Here is a 19,794-nt window from a genome sequence, read left to right as displayed (position 1 = left end):
ATGAAGAGGAATTTATGTCTTTTCTCTCAAGACTTTTAAAATTCCTCAACTGGTCAAACTCCGCAAAACCAGAAATAAGCCTAGATACTGAGCTTTACGAACAACTAAAACCTTTTAGATTTCCACTAATTTCAGTCGTACTACTGTTACTTTTTGGAACACTGGGTTATATCTTTATAGATAACTTCTCTCTCATAGATGCCTTTTACCAAGCAGGTATGACCTTCACGACGGTCGGTTTTACCGAAGTTGCGCCCATAACTCCAAAGGGGCGAATTTTTACTATAACTTTTATCCTTGTTGGCTTCATTATTTTTACACTATCAATCGGTATCGTTGTAGAAGTTCTAAAAAGAGGCACATTAATTAGCATTTTAAAGGAAAGGCGCATGCTTTACAAGATCGCAAGACTAAAAAATCACTTCGTTATTTGTTATCACAACCTCTACACGATCGAGCTTAGCGCTCAGTTTCGTGAAAATCACATACCATTTGTAGTGGTCGATGACAGAGAAGATATCGCAGAATTAGCTCAAATTTACAAGTATCCATACTTCATAAAAGCTCAGCCTCACACTCAAATCGCCTTTTTAAAAACGCATCTATCAAGCGCAAAAGGACTAATCACTCTTAGCCCAAATATCGCTGATAATATCGCACTTATCGCATCTGTTAGACTTTATGAAAAAGAGATAGGCCGCAAAAAACCTTACCATATTATCACAAACTCCGACAGTGAAGATGACACACAAAGACTTAAAAAACTTGGCGCTGATAACGTCGTAAGCCCATCTCGCCTAGTCGCACAGCGTCTAAGTGCCATGAGCGTAAGACCTGATATGGAAAATTTACTCGAGCAATTTCTATACACAAAAAGTTCGCCTATCGACATAGAAGAAATTCTTGTGCCTGACTACTCTTGGATAAGGTTTAAAAGACTAAAAGAGACACACCTAAGAAATATCACTAATGCTGACGTGGTAGGCATTAGAGACATAAATAATAAATTTATCCCTATGCCAAATGGTGACACTCTAATCGGCACTGGCACAAAGCTTTTAGTCATCGGTACAGTTGATGGCATACGTCTAACCAAGCGCCTAGTAAAGAGCAAACACAAGCCAGAAGAGCTAAAATACGTTTAGTTTTTGCATTTGATTTGTGGCATAAATTTGACTTAACCACTAAGCTTTTATAGATCTAAATTTAGATAGCCAAACATTTACAAAGCCTTGTTAGAATTTATAAATTTTTTACAGGAGCTACGTATGTTACACGAATACACTGATCTCATAAATGAGTTGAAAAAAGCTGATGTTCATTTTGCCGCACTTTGCAAAAAGCATGACGAGCTAAATGAAAAAATAGATAGCAAAGCAGCGCAAGCCTCTGAGCTTGATGCCTTGAAAAAAGAAAAATTAAAACTAAAAGATGAAATTTACGCTCAAGTTTTAAAATACAAAGAGCAAAAATAAGCAAAAGTCAAACTAATAATGGAGCCAAATTTAACTTAGCTCGTATTTTAGGCTTTTACTAGACTACAAATTTAAAAAGCCCAAATTTATTTGGGCTTACAAATTTTATATAGCTTTTATCATCACTTTTGTTAGAAGTTCTGAAAATTTAGCTGGATTTTCTAGGCTCATGCCCTCATTTAGCCTTGCCATATCAAGAAGCAAAGGCGCTATGTCATAAACCATCGCCTCATTTTTCTCAAGTTTAGCAAAAATTTCATGATCGGCATTTATCTCCAAGATCGGCTTAACTTTTGGAGCATTTGCGCCTTGTCCCATCTGTTTTAACATCTCTTGCATAGCGTAATCAGGGTCGTTTTTATCATATATTAGCACCGCAGCCGAGCTTGAGAGCCTTGAGCTTAGCCTAACGTCTTTAACTTCGTCTTTTAATATCTCTTTCATCTTAACAAGCGTGTTTGCGACCTTGCTCTCATCGACCTTCTCATCACTTTTGATCTCGTCGTTTATATCAGCGTGTGAGACTGATTTTAGAGGTGTTTTATCAAATTCATTGACCATTGGCATGACGATCGTGTCGATCTCTTCATCCATAATAAGCACTTCGATATCGTTTTTCTTAAAGCTCTCAAGAAGCGGCGAATTTCTTAGCATATTTTCGTTGTTGCCGCTGATGTAGTAGATCGACTTTTGATCCTCTTTCATCGCCTCTTTGTACTCTTTTAGACTGATAAGCCCATCTCTTTTTGAGCTTTTAAATAGGCAAAGATCTAAAATTTGCTCTTTTTCAGCGTTAAAACCATAAAGCCCCTCTTTTAAAACCTTGCCAAATAGTTTGTAAAATTTTATGTATTTTTCGCGGTCGTTATCTTTTACTTTTGCAAGTTCGCTTAAAATTTTCTTCACACTTTGCTCTTTAACGGTTCGCATTATCGCATTTTCTTGTAAAATTTCGCGGCTAACGTTTAGCGGCAGGTCTTCAACGTCGATCACACCTTTGATAAACCTTAGATAAGGCGGCAAAAGCTCTTTTGCATCGTCAGTTATAAAAACCCTCTTCACATAGAGCTTCACGCCACTTTGATAATCAACCCTAAAGAGGTCAAACGGCTCAGTGCTTGGCACATAAAATAGTGTCGAGTACTCGATCTTACCCTCAGCTTTTGTGTGGATATAAAGGAGCGGGTCGCTGCTATCGTGTGAAATTTGCTTATAAAAGTCGTTGTAGTCTTGCTCTTTTAAGCTGGCTTTATTTAGTCTCCAAAGCGCATTTGCCTTGTTTATCTGCTCGTTTTTAGTCTCATAAGTGCCTTCTTTTTCGCCTTCTTTTGGCGCGACGTAGCTCTCTTTATCCATAAATATAGGATAAGGGATGTGGTTTGAATACTTTTTGACTATCTCCTCTATACGCCAAGAATTTGCAAACTCATCGTCGTTTAAATGCAGGATTATATCCGTACCAAAGCCATCTTTTTTAGCATCTTCGATCTCGTAGCTTTTTGCGTCAGATGTCCATTTATAGGCCTTCTCGCTTAGCGCTCGTTTGCTTATAACCTCGATCTTACTTGCCACCATAAACGCTGAGTAAAAGCCAACGCCAAACTGGCCGATCAGCGAGCTATCTTTTTTGGCATCGCCGCTTAAGCTTTGCATAAAGCCCTTTGTGCCACTTCTTGCAATGGTGCCTAAATTTGCGATAAGCTCGTCTTTATCCATGCCGATACCGTTGTCGCTGATGGTTAAAGTCTTAGCTTTTTCGTCGATTTTGATGTCGATCCTTGGAGTGTAGCTTAAGCTTTTATACTTTTCATCGGTCAAGCATAAGTAGTTTAGCTTGTCAAGTGCGTCGTTTGAGTTTGATATGAGCTCTCTTAAAAATATCTCTTTGTTTGAGTAAAGAGAGTGGATCATCAAATTTAAAAGGTCATTGACCTCGGTTTGAAATTCAAATTTATCTGCCATTTTCTTTTCCTTGTTTTAAAATTTTTGGCAGATTATAGCACAAAGTGATAAAAATATACTTAACCTTGATAGTAATGCTATCAAGGTTTTTTATAAATTTTTAGACATATATGACAATTTTTAAATAAAATAAAAATATAAATTTAATTTTTATTATTAAAAATACTAGTTTGTATAATAGTATTTATTTAAAATAATGCAAATTTAGCTATAAAATCTTTTAGAAAATGTTGCTAGCTTGCTTTACAAAATAAGAGACAAATATCTATATAAATAGATATCAAAGATAAAAAACAATAAATTTAAGCCCTTTGGTTAAAAATTCAAATGTTTTATCTATATTTTCTAATACAAGAGGTTGTAAATTTAAAAACTAAAACATAATAGCCCTATGATGTTTTTAGTTTTAAGGGCACTTAAGTCAAAGCTATTTTAAAAATTTAATTCACCAATAATCCCTATGCAAGAAATCTTTAGCGCCATGCTTTGCAAATTTTTCATCACTCTAGCTTAATCGCAAAATATGACATAAAAGCTATTCTTCATCAAATTTAACAACAACAAATCAAAACAAATAAGCAAGCTAAAAACTAGTCAAAAAACATGCATACTTAAAATAGCAGCTAAAAAGGCATCAAATTAAAAGAAGCAGTAGTAAAATTTGCCACCTCTTCATAAAAGTGGTGGCTTAAATTTCAGTGGTTTAACAAAATTTGTTTATGAAATTTTCTTTTGTTTTGGGCGGAAAACTTTCATCACGTTTTCATCTGTCTCGATAAATGCACCCTCTATAAGATCGATGCAGTATGGCACCGCTGGAAATACCGGCTCCAAGCACTCTTTTATAGCCTTTGGCTGACCTGGTAAATTTATGATAAGCGCATGGCCTCTGATGCCTGCTGTTTGGCGTGATAGGATCGCTGTTGGGACATATTTTAAGCTCGCAGCTCTCATTAGCTCGCCAAAGCCTGGCATCATCTTCTCGCAAACTGCCTCAGTAGCCTCTGGAGTGACATCTCTTACGGCTGGTCCTGTGCCTCCGGTCGTTAGCACAAGGTCGCATCCTAGCACATCTATCATGTGCACGAGCCTCTCTTTTATAAGATCAAGCTCATCTGGGATCACCTCGTAAAAATACTCTCTCTCGCTTACTATCCAACTATCAAGCACCTCTTTGATTGCTGGGCCTGATTTGTCCTCGTATGTGCCTTCACTTGCGCGATCGGACATAGTTAGAATTCCTATTTTTGCTTTCATTTTTTCTCCTTTATTAGTAGTTTTCATTTAAAATTTTAGCAAGCGTCTCTTTATCTACGCTCTCATAAGCAAGCAGATATGAGCTTATCCTTGCGATTTGCTCGTTTGTGCCCTTTAAAAAGGAGATTATCTCATCTTTTGCTTGTTTTAAAATTTCTTCCACATCATTTGGATTTGGCACGAAAGAATTTCCCATGCCGTATTCATAAACCATCTTTGAAGCGATCTCTTTTGCCAAATTTAGATCGTTGCTTGAGTTTGAAAAGATGTCGTTCTCATCTATCTCGAGCTTGCACATGCCAGAGATTAAAACCTTTATGCGTGAGAGCATCTGTGACTTTGACTCGATCTCTTGCTCAGTCGCCATAAAGCGGTCTTCAATGAGCGAAATTTTTTCAAATTTCACATCAAACCAGTAAGCACTTAGCGCCTTTGCACCTTGGTAGATGGCTTGAATTTTCTTCTCGCTCTCGCTGTAGCTTAGCACCTTTTTCTTGCCGAGCAAGACCTTGTTTAAAACAGCCTCAAAATCCCTCATTCTAAGCACGCTTTCGCCGTTTCTTAGAGCGTTTATCGCTGCTTCATTTACAAGCGTGCTAAGTGCCGCACCAGAAAAGCCAACGCTCATTCTAGCGATATCCTCGGCTGACACTTCGCAGTTTTTATCTCTTAGATATGTGTTTAGGATCGCCACCCTGTCGTTAAAATCAGGCATTGATAAAAATATACGCCTATCAAAACGGCCTGATCTAAGTAGCGCCTCGTCGATCATCTCGATCCTATTTGTTGCAGCTATGACGATGACGCCTGAGTTATCTTCAAAGCCGTCCATCTCGGTTAGCAGCTGATTTAGCGTGGCTTCTCGCTCGTCGTTTCTAGCCCCACCCCTGCTCTTGCCAACAGCGTCTATCTCGTCGATAAAGATAATTGAAGGTGCGTAGGATTTGGCTCTGCTAAAGAGCTCTCTAACTCTTTTTGCGCCCATACCGACATAAATTTGCACGAAGCTTGCACCATTTTGGTAAAAAAACGGCACATTTGCCTCGCCAGCGACCGCCTTTGCCACAAGCGTCTTGCCAACGCCTGGAGGGCCTATCATTAGCACGCCTTTTGGCATTTTGATACCAAAATTTCTATATTTTTGTGGATTTTTAAGAAAATCAACTATCTCGCTAAGCTCGCTTTTGACCTCGCTAATGCCAGCTACATCGCTAAATCTAACGTTTGAGATGACTGGCATCGCATTTTGATTTAGCACGTTTTCTATCTCAAAAGCGCCGTCCTTTTTGCTTAAAAGGCTCTCCTCTTTTTTCTTGATAGCCCTAAAAATATATGCATACCAAAGCACAAGACAAACAAAGATGATGCTTCCCCAGACCATGCCAGGCGTGATATATTGCACGCTTCGCTCGACTGGGACCTTTTTTATGAGCTCTTTTATGTCTATGCCCTCTTTTATGATGGCAAAGCGGTTATTTTGCGCATAGAGGATGACCTCGTCTTCGTCGATGACCGCTTTATCGATGAAATTTCCATCCATTAGTTGCATATATTGCGAGTAGGTGATGTTTCGTGGCTCTTTACTAACAGCAAAAAGTAGTGCTATTATCAGAGCCATAGCGGCTATTATCAGGATGTTTTTCTTGTTAAATTTAAATTTTTGCATAATTGGCATCTGGCTTAATTTCATATTCGCTTACCTCCAACCACTCTTTTGTTATGTCATTCTTACTAGAAATTTTAGCTTTGTTGTAAAACTGATCAAAGCCCTCGTAAAAGTCGCCGTTTTTTTGCTCGACTAAAATTTTTAAAGTTTCGTTATGTTTTTTTCTAAAATTTTCATTATTTTGCAAGGCAATGCCCTGTAAAACTTTCAGCCTTGCCTTTGCCACATCGCCACTAACGTCGCTTTTTAGCGTCGCTGAGTGCGTATCACGCCTAGGCGAATAGACAAAAGCATGCAAATGTGTGATAGGAAATTTCTTGAAATTTTCCACCGCCTCTGCCCAAATTTCTTCACTCTCTCCTGGATGACCCACGATGTAGTCAGTCCCCAAAGCAAAGCCAAGGGAGCTTAGCTCATTAAAAAGCTCTAAGTCGCTAAATGCGTTGTTTCGCCTGCGCATGATCTTTAGCATCGCCTCGCTCGTGTGCTGAAGTGCGATGTGAAGATGGCGCTCCAGCCACTCCTCTTTTAAAATTTCTCTAAAGCTCTCATCTATCTGGCTTGGCTCGATACTGCCAAGTCTTATGCGTCTGATGCCTGAAATTTTACCTAAATTTGCTAGCAGTTTGCCAAGAGAGCTATTTGTATCTTTGCCGTAACTGCCTATGTTTGTGCCAGTTAAGACGAGCTCATTATAGCCATTTTGAGCTAAAATTCTAGCTTCTTTTAGTATCATCGCCTCATCCATGCTTCTAGCTTTGCCACGCACTGATGGGATGATGCAGTAGCTACAGTTAAAGTTGCAGCCTTCTTGAATTTTTATAAAAGCCTTTGTGTGATTTTCGTAGTTTGTGACGATGTTTTTATCGACTGAGTTTAAATTTCCAAGCTCAAAAAATGGCTTTTCTTGCTTTAAAAGCTCGTTTATATCGCTCTTTTTACTAGCTCCTAGCACACCAAAGACGCCGCTACTAAAAAGCTCCTTGCCCTTACTAACTGCGCCACATCCTGTTAGTATAACCTTTGCGCCACGTCTTTTTACGCCGTTTATATAGTTTCTAACGCCGCTATCAGCCGAATTTGTCACGGTGCATGAGTTTATGACTACGATATCAGCGACCTCTTCGTCATTTGTGATCTCGTAGTCTTTGATGTAGCTCTTTAAAAGCTCGGTGTCATAGATGTTTGTGCGGCAGCCAAATGTCTTAAAAAATATCTTTTGCATTAGATATTTTCGCCCTCTTGCTCAGCGTGAGCTACGTGATCGCTTGGCGTTTCTTTTTTGCCTATAAACATAGTTTGCGTTGGGTAAGCTATCTTTATATCATCGTGAGCCAAAAATGCTTCGATGATCTCAGCGCTTATCGTGCTTCTAAGAGCGAGCGTGGCGTATGAGTTGGACATATACCAGCATGAGATATTGATACCATAAGGCTCAAAAAATGTATAAATTCTTGGCTCTACGTTTGGATTTTTGATGCTGTACTGGCTTCTTAGCTTGTTCATCTGGCGTTTTGCGATGTCTGTATAGCCTTTTGAATATTTTTTTACTATATTTTTTGCTAGATAGGCGGCCTTTTTGTGATTACTATCAAAGCTTATCACGACATCTATGCCGTCCCAAACGGTCTTCATGCCGTAGTGTGAGTAGTTTGCGATGAGGTCTGTAAAGATGTAGTTATTTGGCACAAAGATGATCCTACCTGCACGGCGGTTTGTTTTATAGGTCGAGTAGCTAACGTCTTCAAAGACGGTTAAGCGAAGCAGCGAAATGTCTATCACATCGCCCACAAATTCGCTACCGTCGTGATAGACCCTGACGCGGTCGCCCACGTGGATAGTGCCACCAAACATGATAACCATCCAACCAAGCATGCTCATAAACATATCTTTCATCGCAATGGCGATACCAGCTGAAGCAAAACCTAGCACGGTTACTAGATATGTGACGTTTTCGATGTATGAAAAGAGCAGGATTATGATGATAACGGTGATGTTTAGTACGTTTAAGAATTTATTGACCGTGTAAAATCTCTCGTTATCTGTGATCGTTCTTTTAACAATAAATTTAGCGATAAATGTTAGTCCGATCGTTAAAAGGATGACGATGGCTGTGTAGCCCATGCTTAAAAACTGAGCCTTGATGTCAGATGTCGTCATATTTACCGCTTCATCTGCCCTTTTTTCATAGACGCTATAAGTGGTATCAGCGATCTGTTTTGCCGCTTTGAAGTCGCCTATCTCTTGCTTTGCAAGGTTTAGACTTGCCCTATTTTGCTCGCTGTCATCTACCAAATTTAGCCTATTTAGTAAATTCTCTTTTGCTTCAAGCTTCTCAAGCAAGGTGTCAAGCTCTTTGATGTGCCTTTGGTACTCGATCTTGTCGCTTCTTATCTTTTTGATGTATGAAAAGCCAGATACCAGCGCCACTGGGCTATTTATCCTAGGTGGTGTCTCCATTTCTGGGGCTGCTAGCATATTTGAAAATGGCGTTTTCTCATACTCTTTTAGCAAATTTATCTGCTCTTTTAGAGTTTGACTTCTCTTTATGAGATCGCCACCTCTTTTCGAGCCTTTATCAAGCTTTTTAAGCTCATTTTCATTTTGCTCTAGCTCATCAAGAAGCTTTTGATAGGTGTTGTAGTTAGCGTATCTTGTGATCCAGATGTTGTTTTTTAGGGAGTTATCTAGGTTTGAAATTTCTTTTATAAGCTCGCTATTTTGTAAATTTTGTGAGACATTTTGCTCAAGTGTAGCGTTCTCTTCAGCGTAAAGTGCAAAGCAAAAAAGTAGAAAAACTAGGATCTTTTTCATTTAAATTCTCTCAAAGTTTCTAAAACGTCCTCTTTTTTGACGTCATTTTTGATGAACGCACTGCCGATTTTATCTGCGATGATGAAATTTATCTTATCACCTTTTGTCTTTTTATCCATAAAAAACGCCTCGTAAAATGCATATTCATTTTCTATTTTATAGCTTACGGGCAGATCAAATTTCTCTAAAACCTGCCTTATCTCCTCTGCCTGCGCCTCGCTCATGAGACCTAGTCTAACGCTTAGGCGATTTGCCATATTCATACCTATCGCCACCGCTTCGCCGTGTAAAAATTCTTTGTAGTTTGTCTCATTTTCGATAACGTGAGCAAAGGTGTGGCCGTAGTTTAGGATGGCTCTTAGTCCCTTTTCTTTCTCATCTTGCTCGACCACCCTAGCCTTTAAATTTATCGACTTTTCAACAAGTTTTGCTAAGTTTTCATCGTCTAAATTTACGCTCTTTAGCCAGCCAAACATCTCTTTATCAAAGGTTATCGCCATCTTTAAAGCCTCAGCCACACCAGCTGCAAATTCTCTCTTTGGCAATGTTTTTAAGAAATTTATCTCGCAAAAAACTGCCTTTGGCTGATAAAATGAGCCGATTAAATTTTTACCAAATTTGTTATTTACCCCAGTTTTTCCGCCCACACTAGCATCGACTTGCGCCAGAAGCGTGGTTGGGATATTTATGAAGCTTATCCCTCTTTCATATATGCTTGCCGCAAAGCCAGTCATATCGCTGATGACGCCACCACCAAGAGCTATGAGCGTAGATGAGCGGTCAAATTTACTAACAAAAAGCTGCTCTAAAATTTGCCCTATCGTTGTTAAATTTTTATACTCCTCGCCGTCTGGCACGCTTATGATAAATTTCTCATCACACTTTAAAACGCTAAGTAGCTTTTCAAGATGAAGCCCCGCCACTTTGGCGTTTGTGACGATGCCGACCTTGCCCTTTAGCTCTAATCTCTCAAGCTCGTTTATATAAATTTTATAGCTTGACGCCTTTTCCTTAAGGTTTAAATTTATCTGCATTTTCTACTCACTTACTGGCACAAAAAGCTGTGCGTTTTGGCTTAGTTTTTTATAAAGTCTATTTAAATTTGTTGATAAAAAGGCAAAAGCGCTGCCATTTGCCACGCTCTTGCTAAACATCACAAAATGAAGCAGATCATTTGTGCCTTTTAGCTTTACAAGCGGGTTTTTAAGGCTGTGATTTTCTATCTTTATGCGCTTTGAAAAGAGTGTGCTAATACTCTCAAAGTGCTCTTTTAGCGCCTCATCGTCGCTATGTTTGTTATCAAAATAGTAAAATCTCATCTCCAAATCAAGCTGCGCGCAGCAGTCTGTAATGACAGCTGATTGATTTTCTACCTCTTGGCTTTGATCGCCTAGTATCACGCCCTCTTTTACCTTTGAGAGCAAAATTTTACCCGTTTTTAGCACTGGGATTTTAAGCTCATAAAATAGCTTTTGAAATTTAAAAAAGTATTTATTATCGCTTATGATTAGTCCGATGTCGTGCTTTAAAACGTCATCTTTTATCGATTTATTGTCGCTATTAAAATAATCCATCAAAACAAGGATATTTTTCTCTTTTATCGCCTTTAACGTCTCTAAATTTTCGCCTAAAGTTGGGTTTATCACCCTAAAGATAAGGCGTTTGTTATTTAGCTTTGAATGTACATATAGGCTATCTTTTATTAGCTTGCTAACGCGCTCTTTGCTCATTGACTTCATATCTATTAGCGTGTAGATGTTGCTACCAAATGGGCTTGGGAACTGCCCACTCTCGCGTTTTATCGAGCGGTAGACGTTTTGAAGCACGTTTGGATCGCCAACGATCAGCAAGATGTCGCTTGGCTGTATCATCAAATTTGGCTTTGGCAAGATGATCTCATTACCCCTATAAATGAGCGCTATACGCCACTTTTTCTGCGCGACTGAGCTGATGTGACGATACATGTATGAGCTGCCTATTGGCACTTTAACCTCCATGATCTCGCCCTCGCTAAAGCCGATATTATCAGCATATACAGGCATGTCTGGCAGATAGTCCATAAGCCTTGAAGCTGCGATATCTCTTATATCAACCACGCTTAGATGCTTGTCGCTCGCGAAAGTCTCCTTGCACTTTTCATCTAGCTCCCACGAGTTCATAAAAATGGTCTCAGTCTTTGTGCTGATCTGTCTTAAATTTTCATAAACAGCAACCGCCTCTTTTTCGTTGTCGCTCACTATACAAAACTGGCTAAAATAGCCGTCGCTTATGCTCTTTAGCTTTGAAAGGCTCGTTGGGTCAAACTGATAAAATGTGAAATTTTCATAATTTGCCTTTTGACTAAGGTCTTCGTTTGAAACAACGATGTAGTGGTGTAAATTTGACTTTGCTCCAAGAAGTCTATCTAAAAAATTTCTTGCAAAAGCTCCATCTGCGATTATTAAAATTTTTTTCATTAATTCTCCGTATTTTAAAGCCACATTATAACAAAAGGTCTTTAAAATAAGCTATTTTTGGCTGTAAATTTAAGCTTTCACAGCCAAAAAATTTAAGAAAATTTTAGTAGATTATTTCAGAGATTAAAGTATCGATAGCTAAATTTGTAGCCTTGTTTATCGTATCAAAAATAGTGCTTGAGCTTGGGTCTGGGCAGAAAATTTCTTTTGTTATCATGCCTGATTTTAGCGAAGTGTTTGCGTTAAATAGCTCGTAAGCTAGCGAAACTTCGGCTTTGTCGCCTCTTATTTGAAGTGAGATGATGCTAACTTTTAGCCTAAGATCCTTTGCATTTGGCGAAAATATCGGCTTTGCAGCGCAGTTTGAGTAAAGCCCTTTTACGAGCGACTTATAGACCATCTCACTTGGCTCAGAGACAAATTTAGCATCGCTCAGGTATCTTATCTTGTTGTTTTCAGCAACGATCAAAATTTTTCTAGTATCGACCATATCAAGGGCGCTCACGTTTTCGATGAAGACATTTTTTAGCTCTTTTTGCTTGTTTTCAGCCGAGCACTCCTTATTTGAGTAGTGTATCTCATACATCGTAGCTTGTGGTACGTCGGTCTTTAGCGAGCAGCCAAAAAATAAAAATGCAGCCGCTAGAAAGATTAAATTTCTCATTTTTTATCTCCTTTGTCATTTGGCACTGGATTTGTGAAGAAAAACTCGTAAGGATTGTCCTCAAGTCTTTGCAACGCGCCCCTAAACTCACGAAGCGTCTTGTCAAATCCATTTAAAAAATCACTAGCCTCTCTAAGCAGCGGCGAGAGCGTGTTTCTAAGGTCATATTCGCCGTTTTTTACCTTTTGAGTGACGATATCTTGAAGCGAGCTATATCCAGTGACGGCTGAATTTGCTGATTTGAAAACTGAATTTGCGCTTGCGATTAGTGTGTTTAAATTTTTAGCAAGCTCTTTTGTGTCGGTTTTGTTTAAACTATCGGTGAAATTTTTTACATTTTTAACGATGCTATCAACCTCGCTTAGACCATTTTCATCGGTTAAAACCTGTGTAAATTTATCGATATTTCTTAGGATTGATTCGATGTGAGAGATATTTTCAGCTGAGAAAAAGCCATCAACTTTATCAAGGGTTTGATTTATCTTTAAAGTGATGTTTTCAGCGTTGTTTCCAAGCTTTGAAAGAAGGCTCTCTTCAAGCTTTAAGATAGGCTTATCGCCCGGTTTAAAATCCTTCGTGCCTCGGCTTATATTGATACTAGCCACACCGCTAATAGCCTGAACTTCGATGCTTGCTATGCTATCAGCCTTGATAGGCAGGTCCTCTCTTATCTTCATCGTGATGTTTATAAGAGCGTTTTTATCATCGACAAAATTTATATCACTGACGCTTCCAGCTGGTACGCCGATAAATTTAACCGTAGAATCCACCTTTAATCCGCTTGGTAGCTCGGTCGTGTGGATGTAATACTCTTTAAAATCAACCTTTGTGTTATTTTTGCTAGTCATCCACCAGATAAATATCGCAAATGCTGTAAGGCAGGCTATGAAAAACATGCCAACAATGGTATAAGAATTTCTATTTTCCATCTACTTTTTCCTCATTTTAAATAGCTCTTCAAGCGGGTTATTTTCAAGATGCTCAAGCTCTTTTATATCTCCCTCAAAGGCTATCTTTTTGTTATCTATTATCAAAAATCTATCCAAAATATCAAAAATACTATCAGCATCATGCGTCACCATGACGACTGTTACGCCGATGCTATCACGAAGCTCTTTTATGAGCGCATCCATCTGGCGCGAGCTAACTGGATCAAGGCCGCTGTTTGGCTCATCTAAAAATAGCACCCTTGGACTTAGCACCAAGGCTCTTGCGAGTGCAGCACGCTTTTTCATACCGCCACTTAGCTCGCTTGGATAAAGCATAGAAACTTCTTTTTTAAGCCCAACTTTTTGTATCCAAAACATCGCTATCTCATCGATCTGGCGCTTGTTAAATTTAGAGTACTCATGAAGCAAAACACCCACATTATCAAGGATCGTCATCGAGCTATAAAGCGCTCCAAACTGAAACATCGTCCCACTTTTTAGCTTTATCTCTTGTTGTTCTTGTTGGCTACTTTTCCACATATTGACGCCGTCAAACGTTATATCGCCCTTATTTGGCTTTTTTAGATATATCATCGTCTTCATTAGCGTCGTTTTACCAGTGCCACTGCCGCCTAAAAAGCCGTAAATTTCAGCCTCTTTGACGCTCCAGCTCACATTATCGTGCATTATCTTATCGCCATAACTTGTCGTTATGTTTTTTCCAACTATTATCTCGTTCATATCTTTAGCCACATAAAAATTATCGCGAAAAATGCATCAAGCGCAATGACCCAAAATATCGCATTTACAACGCTAACGGTTGTCATCGCTCCAAGGCTTTGGGCGTTTTGACTAACGCCAAATCCCCTCATGCAGCCAATGATCGCAATTACCGCGCCAAAAAATGGAGCCTTTATCATACCAACAGCAAAGTGCCTAAGCTCGACCATCTCGCGAAATCTATTGAGATAGTCGCTAAAGCTGATATCAAGTATTGTTTGGCAAATGATCATCTGCCCTAAAATGCTTATACTATCAGCTATAAAGATGATGACAGGCACGCAAAGCACCATGGCGATGATGCGCGGCAGCACCAAGAAGTTAAAGGGCTCAAAGCCCATAGTCTTCATCGCGTCTATCTCCTCAGTTAGCTTCATAGCGCCAATTTGCGCGGTAAAGCTAGAGGCCGACCTGCCCGCCACGACGATAGCGGCGATGAGCGGAGCAACCTCTCTAAGCGTTAGCATGCCCATGATCTCAACTATAAATATACTTGCCCCAAAGCTTGCAAGCATCGCACTGCCAAGATATGCAAGCACGACGCCTATCAAAAAAGCGGTGAGCGATACGATGAAAACAGCATTTACGCCACCATCTTTTATGTAGTTGCTAAATTCTCTAAACCTTAAATTTGCAGGATTAAATAAAATCCTCACGCTTTTTATCAAAAACTCGCCCAAAAACGAGCCAAACTCAAGCAAATTTACAAATCCCTCGCAAATTTTCTCACCGAGACGTGAGAAAAAATTTAGGCTATTGTGCGGTGGCATATATTTAAAATCAATCTTCTCATCATTTAAAAGATCGCCCATCGCCTTTATCTTTTCATCATTTGTGATGATCTCAAATTTCTTGCCATTTAGCGTGTTTTTTAAAAGGATCAAAACAGCATAATCAATACTCTTTAGCTCGCTAAAGTCAAATTTAACATTGCCGTTAAGCTTTTGGATTTTTTTAAAAATGCTTTGTAAATTTTTTGCGTCTTTGTAGCTAAACTCACCTGCAAATTTTATGGTCGCAGTGCCGTTTGCTTCGCTAAAAACGATATCATTTCTTTTTTGCAAAAAGTTCCTTTGCCTTAAAATTTCTGGATTATATTATAAATTTTGTTAAAATAAAAAATCAAAAATTTTAAGGACTTAGATGAAATTTGAAGTTATAAAAAAAGATGGCAACGCAAGGCGAGGCGTTCTAACAACCGCTCACAGCGTGATACAAACGCCAGTTTTCATGCCAGTTGGCACTGTTGGCGCAGTTAAAAGCCTAGATGCCTTTGATATGAGTGAAATTTTAGACGCAAAGATAATCTTAGCAAACACCTACCACATGTATCTGCGTCCTGGCAGCAAGGTCGTGCGTGAGTTTGGCGGACTTCACGGATTTTCTAAATTTGATCGCTCGTTTTTAACTGATAGCGGCGGATTTCAGGCATTTTCGCTTAGGTCAAACACCAAAAACGATGATGGCGGTATAAAATTTAAAAGCCACATCGACGGCAGCACACACTACTTCACGCCAAGATCCGTCCTTGATACGCAGTATGAGCTTGGCAGCGATATAATGATGATACTTGATGACCTAGTCGCCTTGCCTGCTGAGCCAAAAAGGATAGATCTAAGCATAAAGCGAACGATAAAATGGGCAAAAGAGGCGATTGATTATCACAAATTTATGCAAAGCAAGGGCGTTGGCTTGCAGCAAAATATCTTTGGTATCGTCCAAGGCGGCACCGACTATGAGGCACGTAAATTTTGCGCTGAAGCCTTAAATCAGATGCCATTTGACGGCCTTGCCATAGGTGGGCTAAGCGTTGGCGAGAGCAACGAGGCGATGTATGACACGGTTGAGGCGGTTATGCCATTTATGGATGAACTTAGACCTCGCTATCTAATGGGTGTTGGTACGCCTGAAGACCTAGTTGAAAACGTCGAGCGAGGCGTTGATATGTTTGACTGCGTTATGCCAACTAGAAACGCAAGAAACGGCACGCTCTTTACTAGCTTTGGCAAGATAAATATAAAATCAGCCAAATTTATAAACGACCACGCGCCGATTGATCCGCAGTGTCAGTGCTACACCTGCAAGCGCTACTCCAGAGGCTATCTAAACCACCTTTTTAAGGCTAGAGAGCTCACATTTTTTAGACTAGCAAGCCTTCACAACCTACACTACTATCTAAATTTGATGAAAGAGATGAGAGAAGCGATAGAGGTCGGCGAATTTGCTAAATTTAAGCGAAATTTCTACGCAAAAAGGAGCACAGATGAGCTATAAAAGCGCACTTTGTGGATATTTTTATGGAGATGCATTTGACTACATCACGCTCATCTCATCATCGCAAAAGCAAGTTTTTAAATTTTTATTCAAAGATGGCAAAATTTACAAAGAAGATCTTGAGCATGAATGTGATAAAAGCGCGTTTGAAGTAGCTATTAAAGGGATTTGTAACGAATATGCAAATAAAATTTTAGAGCACCAAGACGAGCTAAATGAGTATGAGAAAATTTATGCTAGCCAGAAAAATTTTGAGAAATTTATAAAAAGACACCACTTTTTAAAGTATGAGATCAGAAAATTTCAAAATAGCATTTCGCACTTTTACGAAGCTCTTGCGATCTGCCAAAGTGAGCAACAAGGGCTTAAAAAAGAGCTTAAAAACAGCATCCACGAGGCAAGTGTCTTTAAAACAATAGCCAACGAATATGCCTGCAGGGTTGAAGATATCTATACATTTATACAAAGTGCCAAAAACGACAAGATAAATAAAAATATCTATCTCTTGACGCTCATTTCGGCTCTATTTTTGCCGCTAAATTTCATCACTGGCTTTTTTGGTATGAATACAAATGGCATGTTTTTAAGCTCATTTAAAGACGGCACATTGATAGTTTTTGCCTTTGTAGCGATGCTTTGTGTGCTATTTTTTATATTTTATTACAGATCAAATAAGGATATTAGTTAAATTTATGCGAGGCTTGGCAAGTTGATCCAACCTGCCAAGTAAATTTGAAGTTATTTTTTCTTAATGATGATCTTCTCGCCGTCGCTATCGATAGTGATCTCATCGCCACTTTCAAGCTCATCTTTCAAGATCATATCAGCGATCTTATCTTCAACTAGCTCATAAAGCGCTCTTCTAAGAGGTCTTGCGCCATAAACTATGTCAAAGCCAGCTTTTGCGATAAATTTCTTAGCCTCTTCGCTTAAAACTGCCTTGATGCCGCGGTTGTGAAGAGTTTTTTCAAGCTCTTTAAACATGATCTCAACGATAGATATCAAGCCTTGCTCGTTTAGAGGATTAAAGATGATAGTATCATCAAGCCTATTTAAAAACTCAGGTTTAAAGTAGTTTTTAAGCTCGTTTTTAACAGCCACGTCACGGTCTTCACCCTTTAGCTCCATTATGAAATTTGAAGCGATGTTTGAAGTTAAAATGATGATCGTGTTTTTAAAATCAACCGTTACGCCTTTATTATCAGTCGCGCGTCCATCATCAAGTATGCCCAAAAGTATGTTAAATACATCCTTGTGAGCCTTTTCAACCTCGTCAAAAAGTATGACTGAGTATGGTCTTCTGCGAACCGCCTCTGTTAGCTGACCGCCCTCATCGTAGCCTACATATCCTGGAGGCGCACCAAGAAGCCTGCTCACGCTATGTTTTTCCATATATTCGCTCATATCAAAGCGGATAAGCGCCTTCTCATCGTCAAACAAGAACTTAGCCAAAGCCTTAGCAGACTGAGTTTTACCAACGCCTGTTGGTCCAAGAAATAAAAACGAACCAATCGGCCTTTGACCCTCATTTAGCCCTGCTTTGTTTCTCTTAACAGCACGTGCAAGTGCGTGTAGTGCGTCATCTTGACCGACAACGCTCTCTCTTAGATGCTCTTCGATGCGCAGATATTTCTCTTTTTCGCTTGTTAGCATCTTTTTAACTGAAATTCCAGTCCATTTGCTCAAAATTTCAGCCACAAGCTCTTCATCGACTTGATTTTTAAGAAGCACACCCTCTTTTTTCATGTGCTCCCATTTTTCTTCAAGCTCGTGTTTGTGCTTTTTGGCGTCTGCTATTTTGCCGTATTCTATCTCGGCAGCTTTTTGAAGATCGCCATTTCTTTTTGCTATCTCAGCTTGTGATTTTAAGCTATCGATCTCTTTTGTCGCTTTTGAAATTCCGCCAAAAACGGCCTTTTCGTTTTCAAATTTAGTATCAAGTGCTAGCTTTTTCTCATTTAGATCAGCTATCTCTTTTTCGATCTCGCCAAGTCTTTCTTTGTTTTTATCCGCATCCTCCATCTTTAGAGCTTCTTTTTCTACTTGAAGCGTTACGATCTCACGTTTTATCTTTGAAAGCTCGTATGGTTCGCTCTCTATTTGCATCTTAAGCTCAGCTGCTGCCTCATCTATAAGGTCTATCGCCTTATCCGGCAAGAAGCGGTTTGCGATGTAGCGGTCGCTTAGCCTTGCTGCGGCAACTAGCGCGCTATCAGTTATCGTGATGCCGTGATGAACTTCAAGACGCTCTTTTATACCACGTAAAATTTGCAATGCCTCATTTACACTTGGCTCTTTGACGTCTATTGGTTGAAAACGTCTTTGAAGTGCTGCGTCTTTTTCAAAGTATTTTCTATACTCTTTTAATGTTGTCGCACCAACAGCGTGAAGCTCGCCACGCGCAAGAGCTGGTTTTAGGATATTTGCTGCGTCCATTCCGCCCTCGCTAGCACCAGCTCCTACTATGGTGTGAATTTCATCTATAAAAAGTATGATGTTGCCAGCTTTTTTGACCTCGTCGATGACAGCTTTTAACCTATCTTCAAACTCGCCTCTATACTTTGCTCCAGCTACAACTGCGCTCATATCAAGTGCGATAACACGCTTGTTTGCAAGGCTTGTTGGCACATCGCGAGCCACTATCTTTTGAGCTAGCCCCTCAACGATAGCTGTTTTACCAACGCCTGGCTCACCAAGCAAGATAGGGTTGTTTTTACTCTTTCTTATTAAAATTTGCATCATTCTAGTGATCTCTTCATCACGGCCGATGACTGGATCAAGCTCTTTATTTAGGGCTTTTTGCGTTAGATCGATACCAAATTTCTCTAAGCTATCAAGAGTATCATCGCCAGTTTGACTATCTATCTTTTTACCGCCTCTTATGCTCTCAAGATTCTTTTTGATCTCTAAGATGTCGCAAAATTTGCTTAAAATTTGTTTGATCTCACTAAGCTCAAGAGCAGAGATGATCCATGTATCAACAGCTATGTAGCTATCGCCCATGCTTACCATTAAAGCTTTTGCATTTTCAAGCGAATTTATAAGCTCTCTTGAAACTGAAACGTTATCTTTTGTAACGTTTGAGCTGCTTGGGAGTGACGAGATCTTGCTTTTTATCTCAAGCTCGACTGCGTCTTTGCCTATGTTCATCTTATTAAATACTTGATTTAAAATAGAATTGCTATCAGCAAGCAAAGCCCAAAAGACGTGAAGTGGCACAACTTGTGGATTTTTAGAAAAGATCGCTAAGCTAACGCCTTTTTCAAGTGTCTCTTGCATCTGCGCTGTTAAATTTTCTGTTATGTCAGCCATTAAAGCTCCTTAAGTTATTTTATAATGGCGGCATTATATAACTTTAGTCTTATATTGTCAAGTATTTTTATAGCCTTTGTCACTCTTTTTATATAATTGCTAAAATTTGCTGTTATAAATTTGTGTTAAAAATAGACAAAAGCTAAAAATATAAGGTTAAATTTATGCTTTTTTTAGCCAAATGTTAATAAAATTAAGCCAAAAA

The 19,794-nt window shown here is 39.2% G+C and carries 16 protein-coding genes; 4 read left to right on the top strand and 12 right to left on the bottom strand.

Annotated elements, in window-relative coordinates; genetic code table 11:
• The first annotated feature begins 14 nt into the window (after nt 1-14).
• Both CVT00_RS04600 and CVT00_RS04595 read left to right on the top strand, forming a co-directional pair.
• A complete protein-coding gene (locus tag CVT00_RS04600) occupies nt 15-1,145 on the top strand; it encodes a potassium channel family protein (protein ID WP_009293929.1) in 1,131 nt (376 codons plus the stop codon).
• 123 nt (nt 1,146-1,268) lie between these two features.
• Entirely contained in the window at nt 1,269-1,475 is a 207-nt protein-coding gene (locus CVT00_RS04595; protein ID WP_021089071.1) for a DUF465 domain-containing protein, read from the top strand.
• Between the two features lie 105 nt (nt 1,476-1,580).
• Here the strand turns inward: CVT00_RS04595 and htpG are convergent, their stop codons facing one another.
• From htpG to CVT00_RS04540, 11 genes are all read right to left on the bottom strand, one after another.
• Nucleotides 1,581-3,437 carry a molecular chaperone HtpG gene (htpG, locus tag CVT00_RS04590; protein WP_107915587.1) on the bottom strand — a complete coding sequence of 619 codons (1,857 nt, stop codon included), beginning with the start codon at nt 3,435-3,437 and terminating at the stop codon, nt 1,581-1,583.
• Nucleotides 3,438-4,154: 717 nt separating this feature from the next.
• A complete protein-coding gene (mog, locus tag CVT00_RS04585; protein WP_021092391.1) occupies nt 4,155-4,694 on the bottom strand; it encodes a molybdopterin adenylyltransferase in 540 nt (179 codons plus the stop codon).
• Between the two features lie 13 nt (nt 4,695-4,707).
• Nucleotides 4,708-6,360, bottom strand: coding sequence for an ATP-dependent metallopeptidase FtsH/Yme1/Tma family protein (locus CVT00_RS04580; protein WP_107915591.1), 1,653 nt, complete (start codon nt 6,358-6,360; stop codon nt 4,708-4,710).
• Complete coding sequence (gene mtaB, locus CVT00_RS04575) at nt 6,347-7,585, bottom strand: tRNA (N(6)-L-threonylcarbamoyladenosine(37)-C(2))-methylthiotransferase MtaB (protein WP_107915585.1); 1,239 nt, start codon at nt 7,583-7,585, stop codon at nt 6,347-6,349. The genes CVT00_RS04580 and mtaB overlap by 14 nt, the downstream gene beginning before the upstream one ends.
• Entirely contained in the window at nt 7,585-9,174 is a 1,590-nt protein-coding gene (locus CVT00_RS04570) for a mechanosensitive ion channel domain-containing protein (protein ID WP_107915583.1), read from the bottom strand. The genes mtaB and CVT00_RS04570 overlap by 1 nt, the downstream gene beginning before the upstream one ends.
• A complete protein-coding gene (gene aroB / locus CVT00_RS04565; RefSeq protein WP_107915581.1) occupies nt 9,171-10,208 on the bottom strand; it encodes a 3-dehydroquinate synthase in 1,038 nt (345 codons plus the stop codon). Before aroB ends, CVT00_RS04570 begins: the two co-directional genes overlap by 4 nt.
• 3 nt (nt 10,209-10,211) lie before the next feature.
• On the bottom strand, nt 10,212-11,630 hold the full coding sequence (locus tag CVT00_RS04560; RefSeq protein WP_107915579.1) for a COG3400 family protein: 1,419 nt from the start codon (nt 11,628-11,630) through the stop codon (nt 10,212-10,214).
• 103 nt (nt 11,631-11,733) lie between these two features.
• Nucleotides 11,734-12,294: an ABC-type transport auxiliary lipoprotein family protein gene (locus tag CVT00_RS04555; protein WP_107915578.1), complete on the bottom strand. Its 561-nt coding sequence runs from the start codon at nt 12,292-12,294 to the stop codon at nt 11,734-11,736.
• Nucleotides 12,291-13,223 (bottom strand): MlaD family protein, encoded by a 933-nt coding sequence (locus CVT00_RS04550; RefSeq protein ID WP_107915576.1) that lies wholly within the window; start codon nt 13,221-13,223, stop codon nt 12,291-12,293. Before CVT00_RS04550 ends, CVT00_RS04555 begins: the two co-directional genes overlap by 4 nt.
• Complete coding sequence (locus CVT00_RS04545; protein ID WP_012001687.1) at nt 13,224-13,964, bottom strand: ABC transporter ATP-binding protein; 741 nt, start codon at nt 13,962-13,964, stop codon at nt 13,224-13,226.
• Nucleotides 13,961-15,067: an MlaE family ABC transporter permease gene (locus CVT00_RS04540; protein ID WP_107915573.1), complete on the bottom strand. Its 1,107-nt coding sequence runs from the start codon at nt 15,065-15,067 to the stop codon at nt 13,961-13,963. Before CVT00_RS04540 ends, CVT00_RS04545 begins: the two co-directional genes overlap by 4 nt.
• Before the next feature lie 79 nt (nt 15,068-15,146).
• Here CVT00_RS04540 and tgt point away from each other — a divergent pair, with 79 nt between their 5' ends.
• Together tgt and CVT00_RS04530 are read left to right on the top strand one after the other, a co-directional pair.
• Nucleotides 15,147-16,277, top strand: a complete 1,131-nt coding sequence (gene tgt / locus CVT00_RS04535; RefSeq protein ID WP_107915571.1) for a tRNA guanosine(34) transglycosylase Tgt — start codon at nt 15,147-15,149, stop codon at nt 16,275-16,277.
• On the top strand, nt 16,267-16,965 hold the full coding sequence (locus CVT00_RS04530; protein ID WP_103620347.1) for a CorA family divalent cation transporter: 699 nt from the start codon (nt 16,267-16,269) through the stop codon (nt 16,963-16,965). Before tgt ends, CVT00_RS04530 begins: the two co-directional genes overlap by 11 nt.
• 50 nt (nt 16,966-17,015) lie before the next feature.
• On the opposite strand, the gene CVT00_RS04525 is transcribed toward CVT00_RS04530, so the two are convergent.
• Entirely contained in the window at nt 17,016-19,589 is a 2,574-nt protein-coding gene (locus CVT00_RS04525; protein ID WP_107915570.1) for an ATP-dependent Clp protease ATP-binding subunit, read from the bottom strand.
• Nucleotides 19,590-19,794 lie beyond the last annotated feature (205 nt).

Origin of the sequence: Campylobacter concisus (assembly GCF_003048675.2) — a bacterium.
Classification (GTDB): Bacteria; Campylobacterota; Campylobacteria; order Campylobacterales; family Campylobacteraceae; genus Campylobacter_A; species Campylobacter_A concisus_F.
This window is presented reverse-complemented; position numbering and strand designations above follow the sequence as displayed.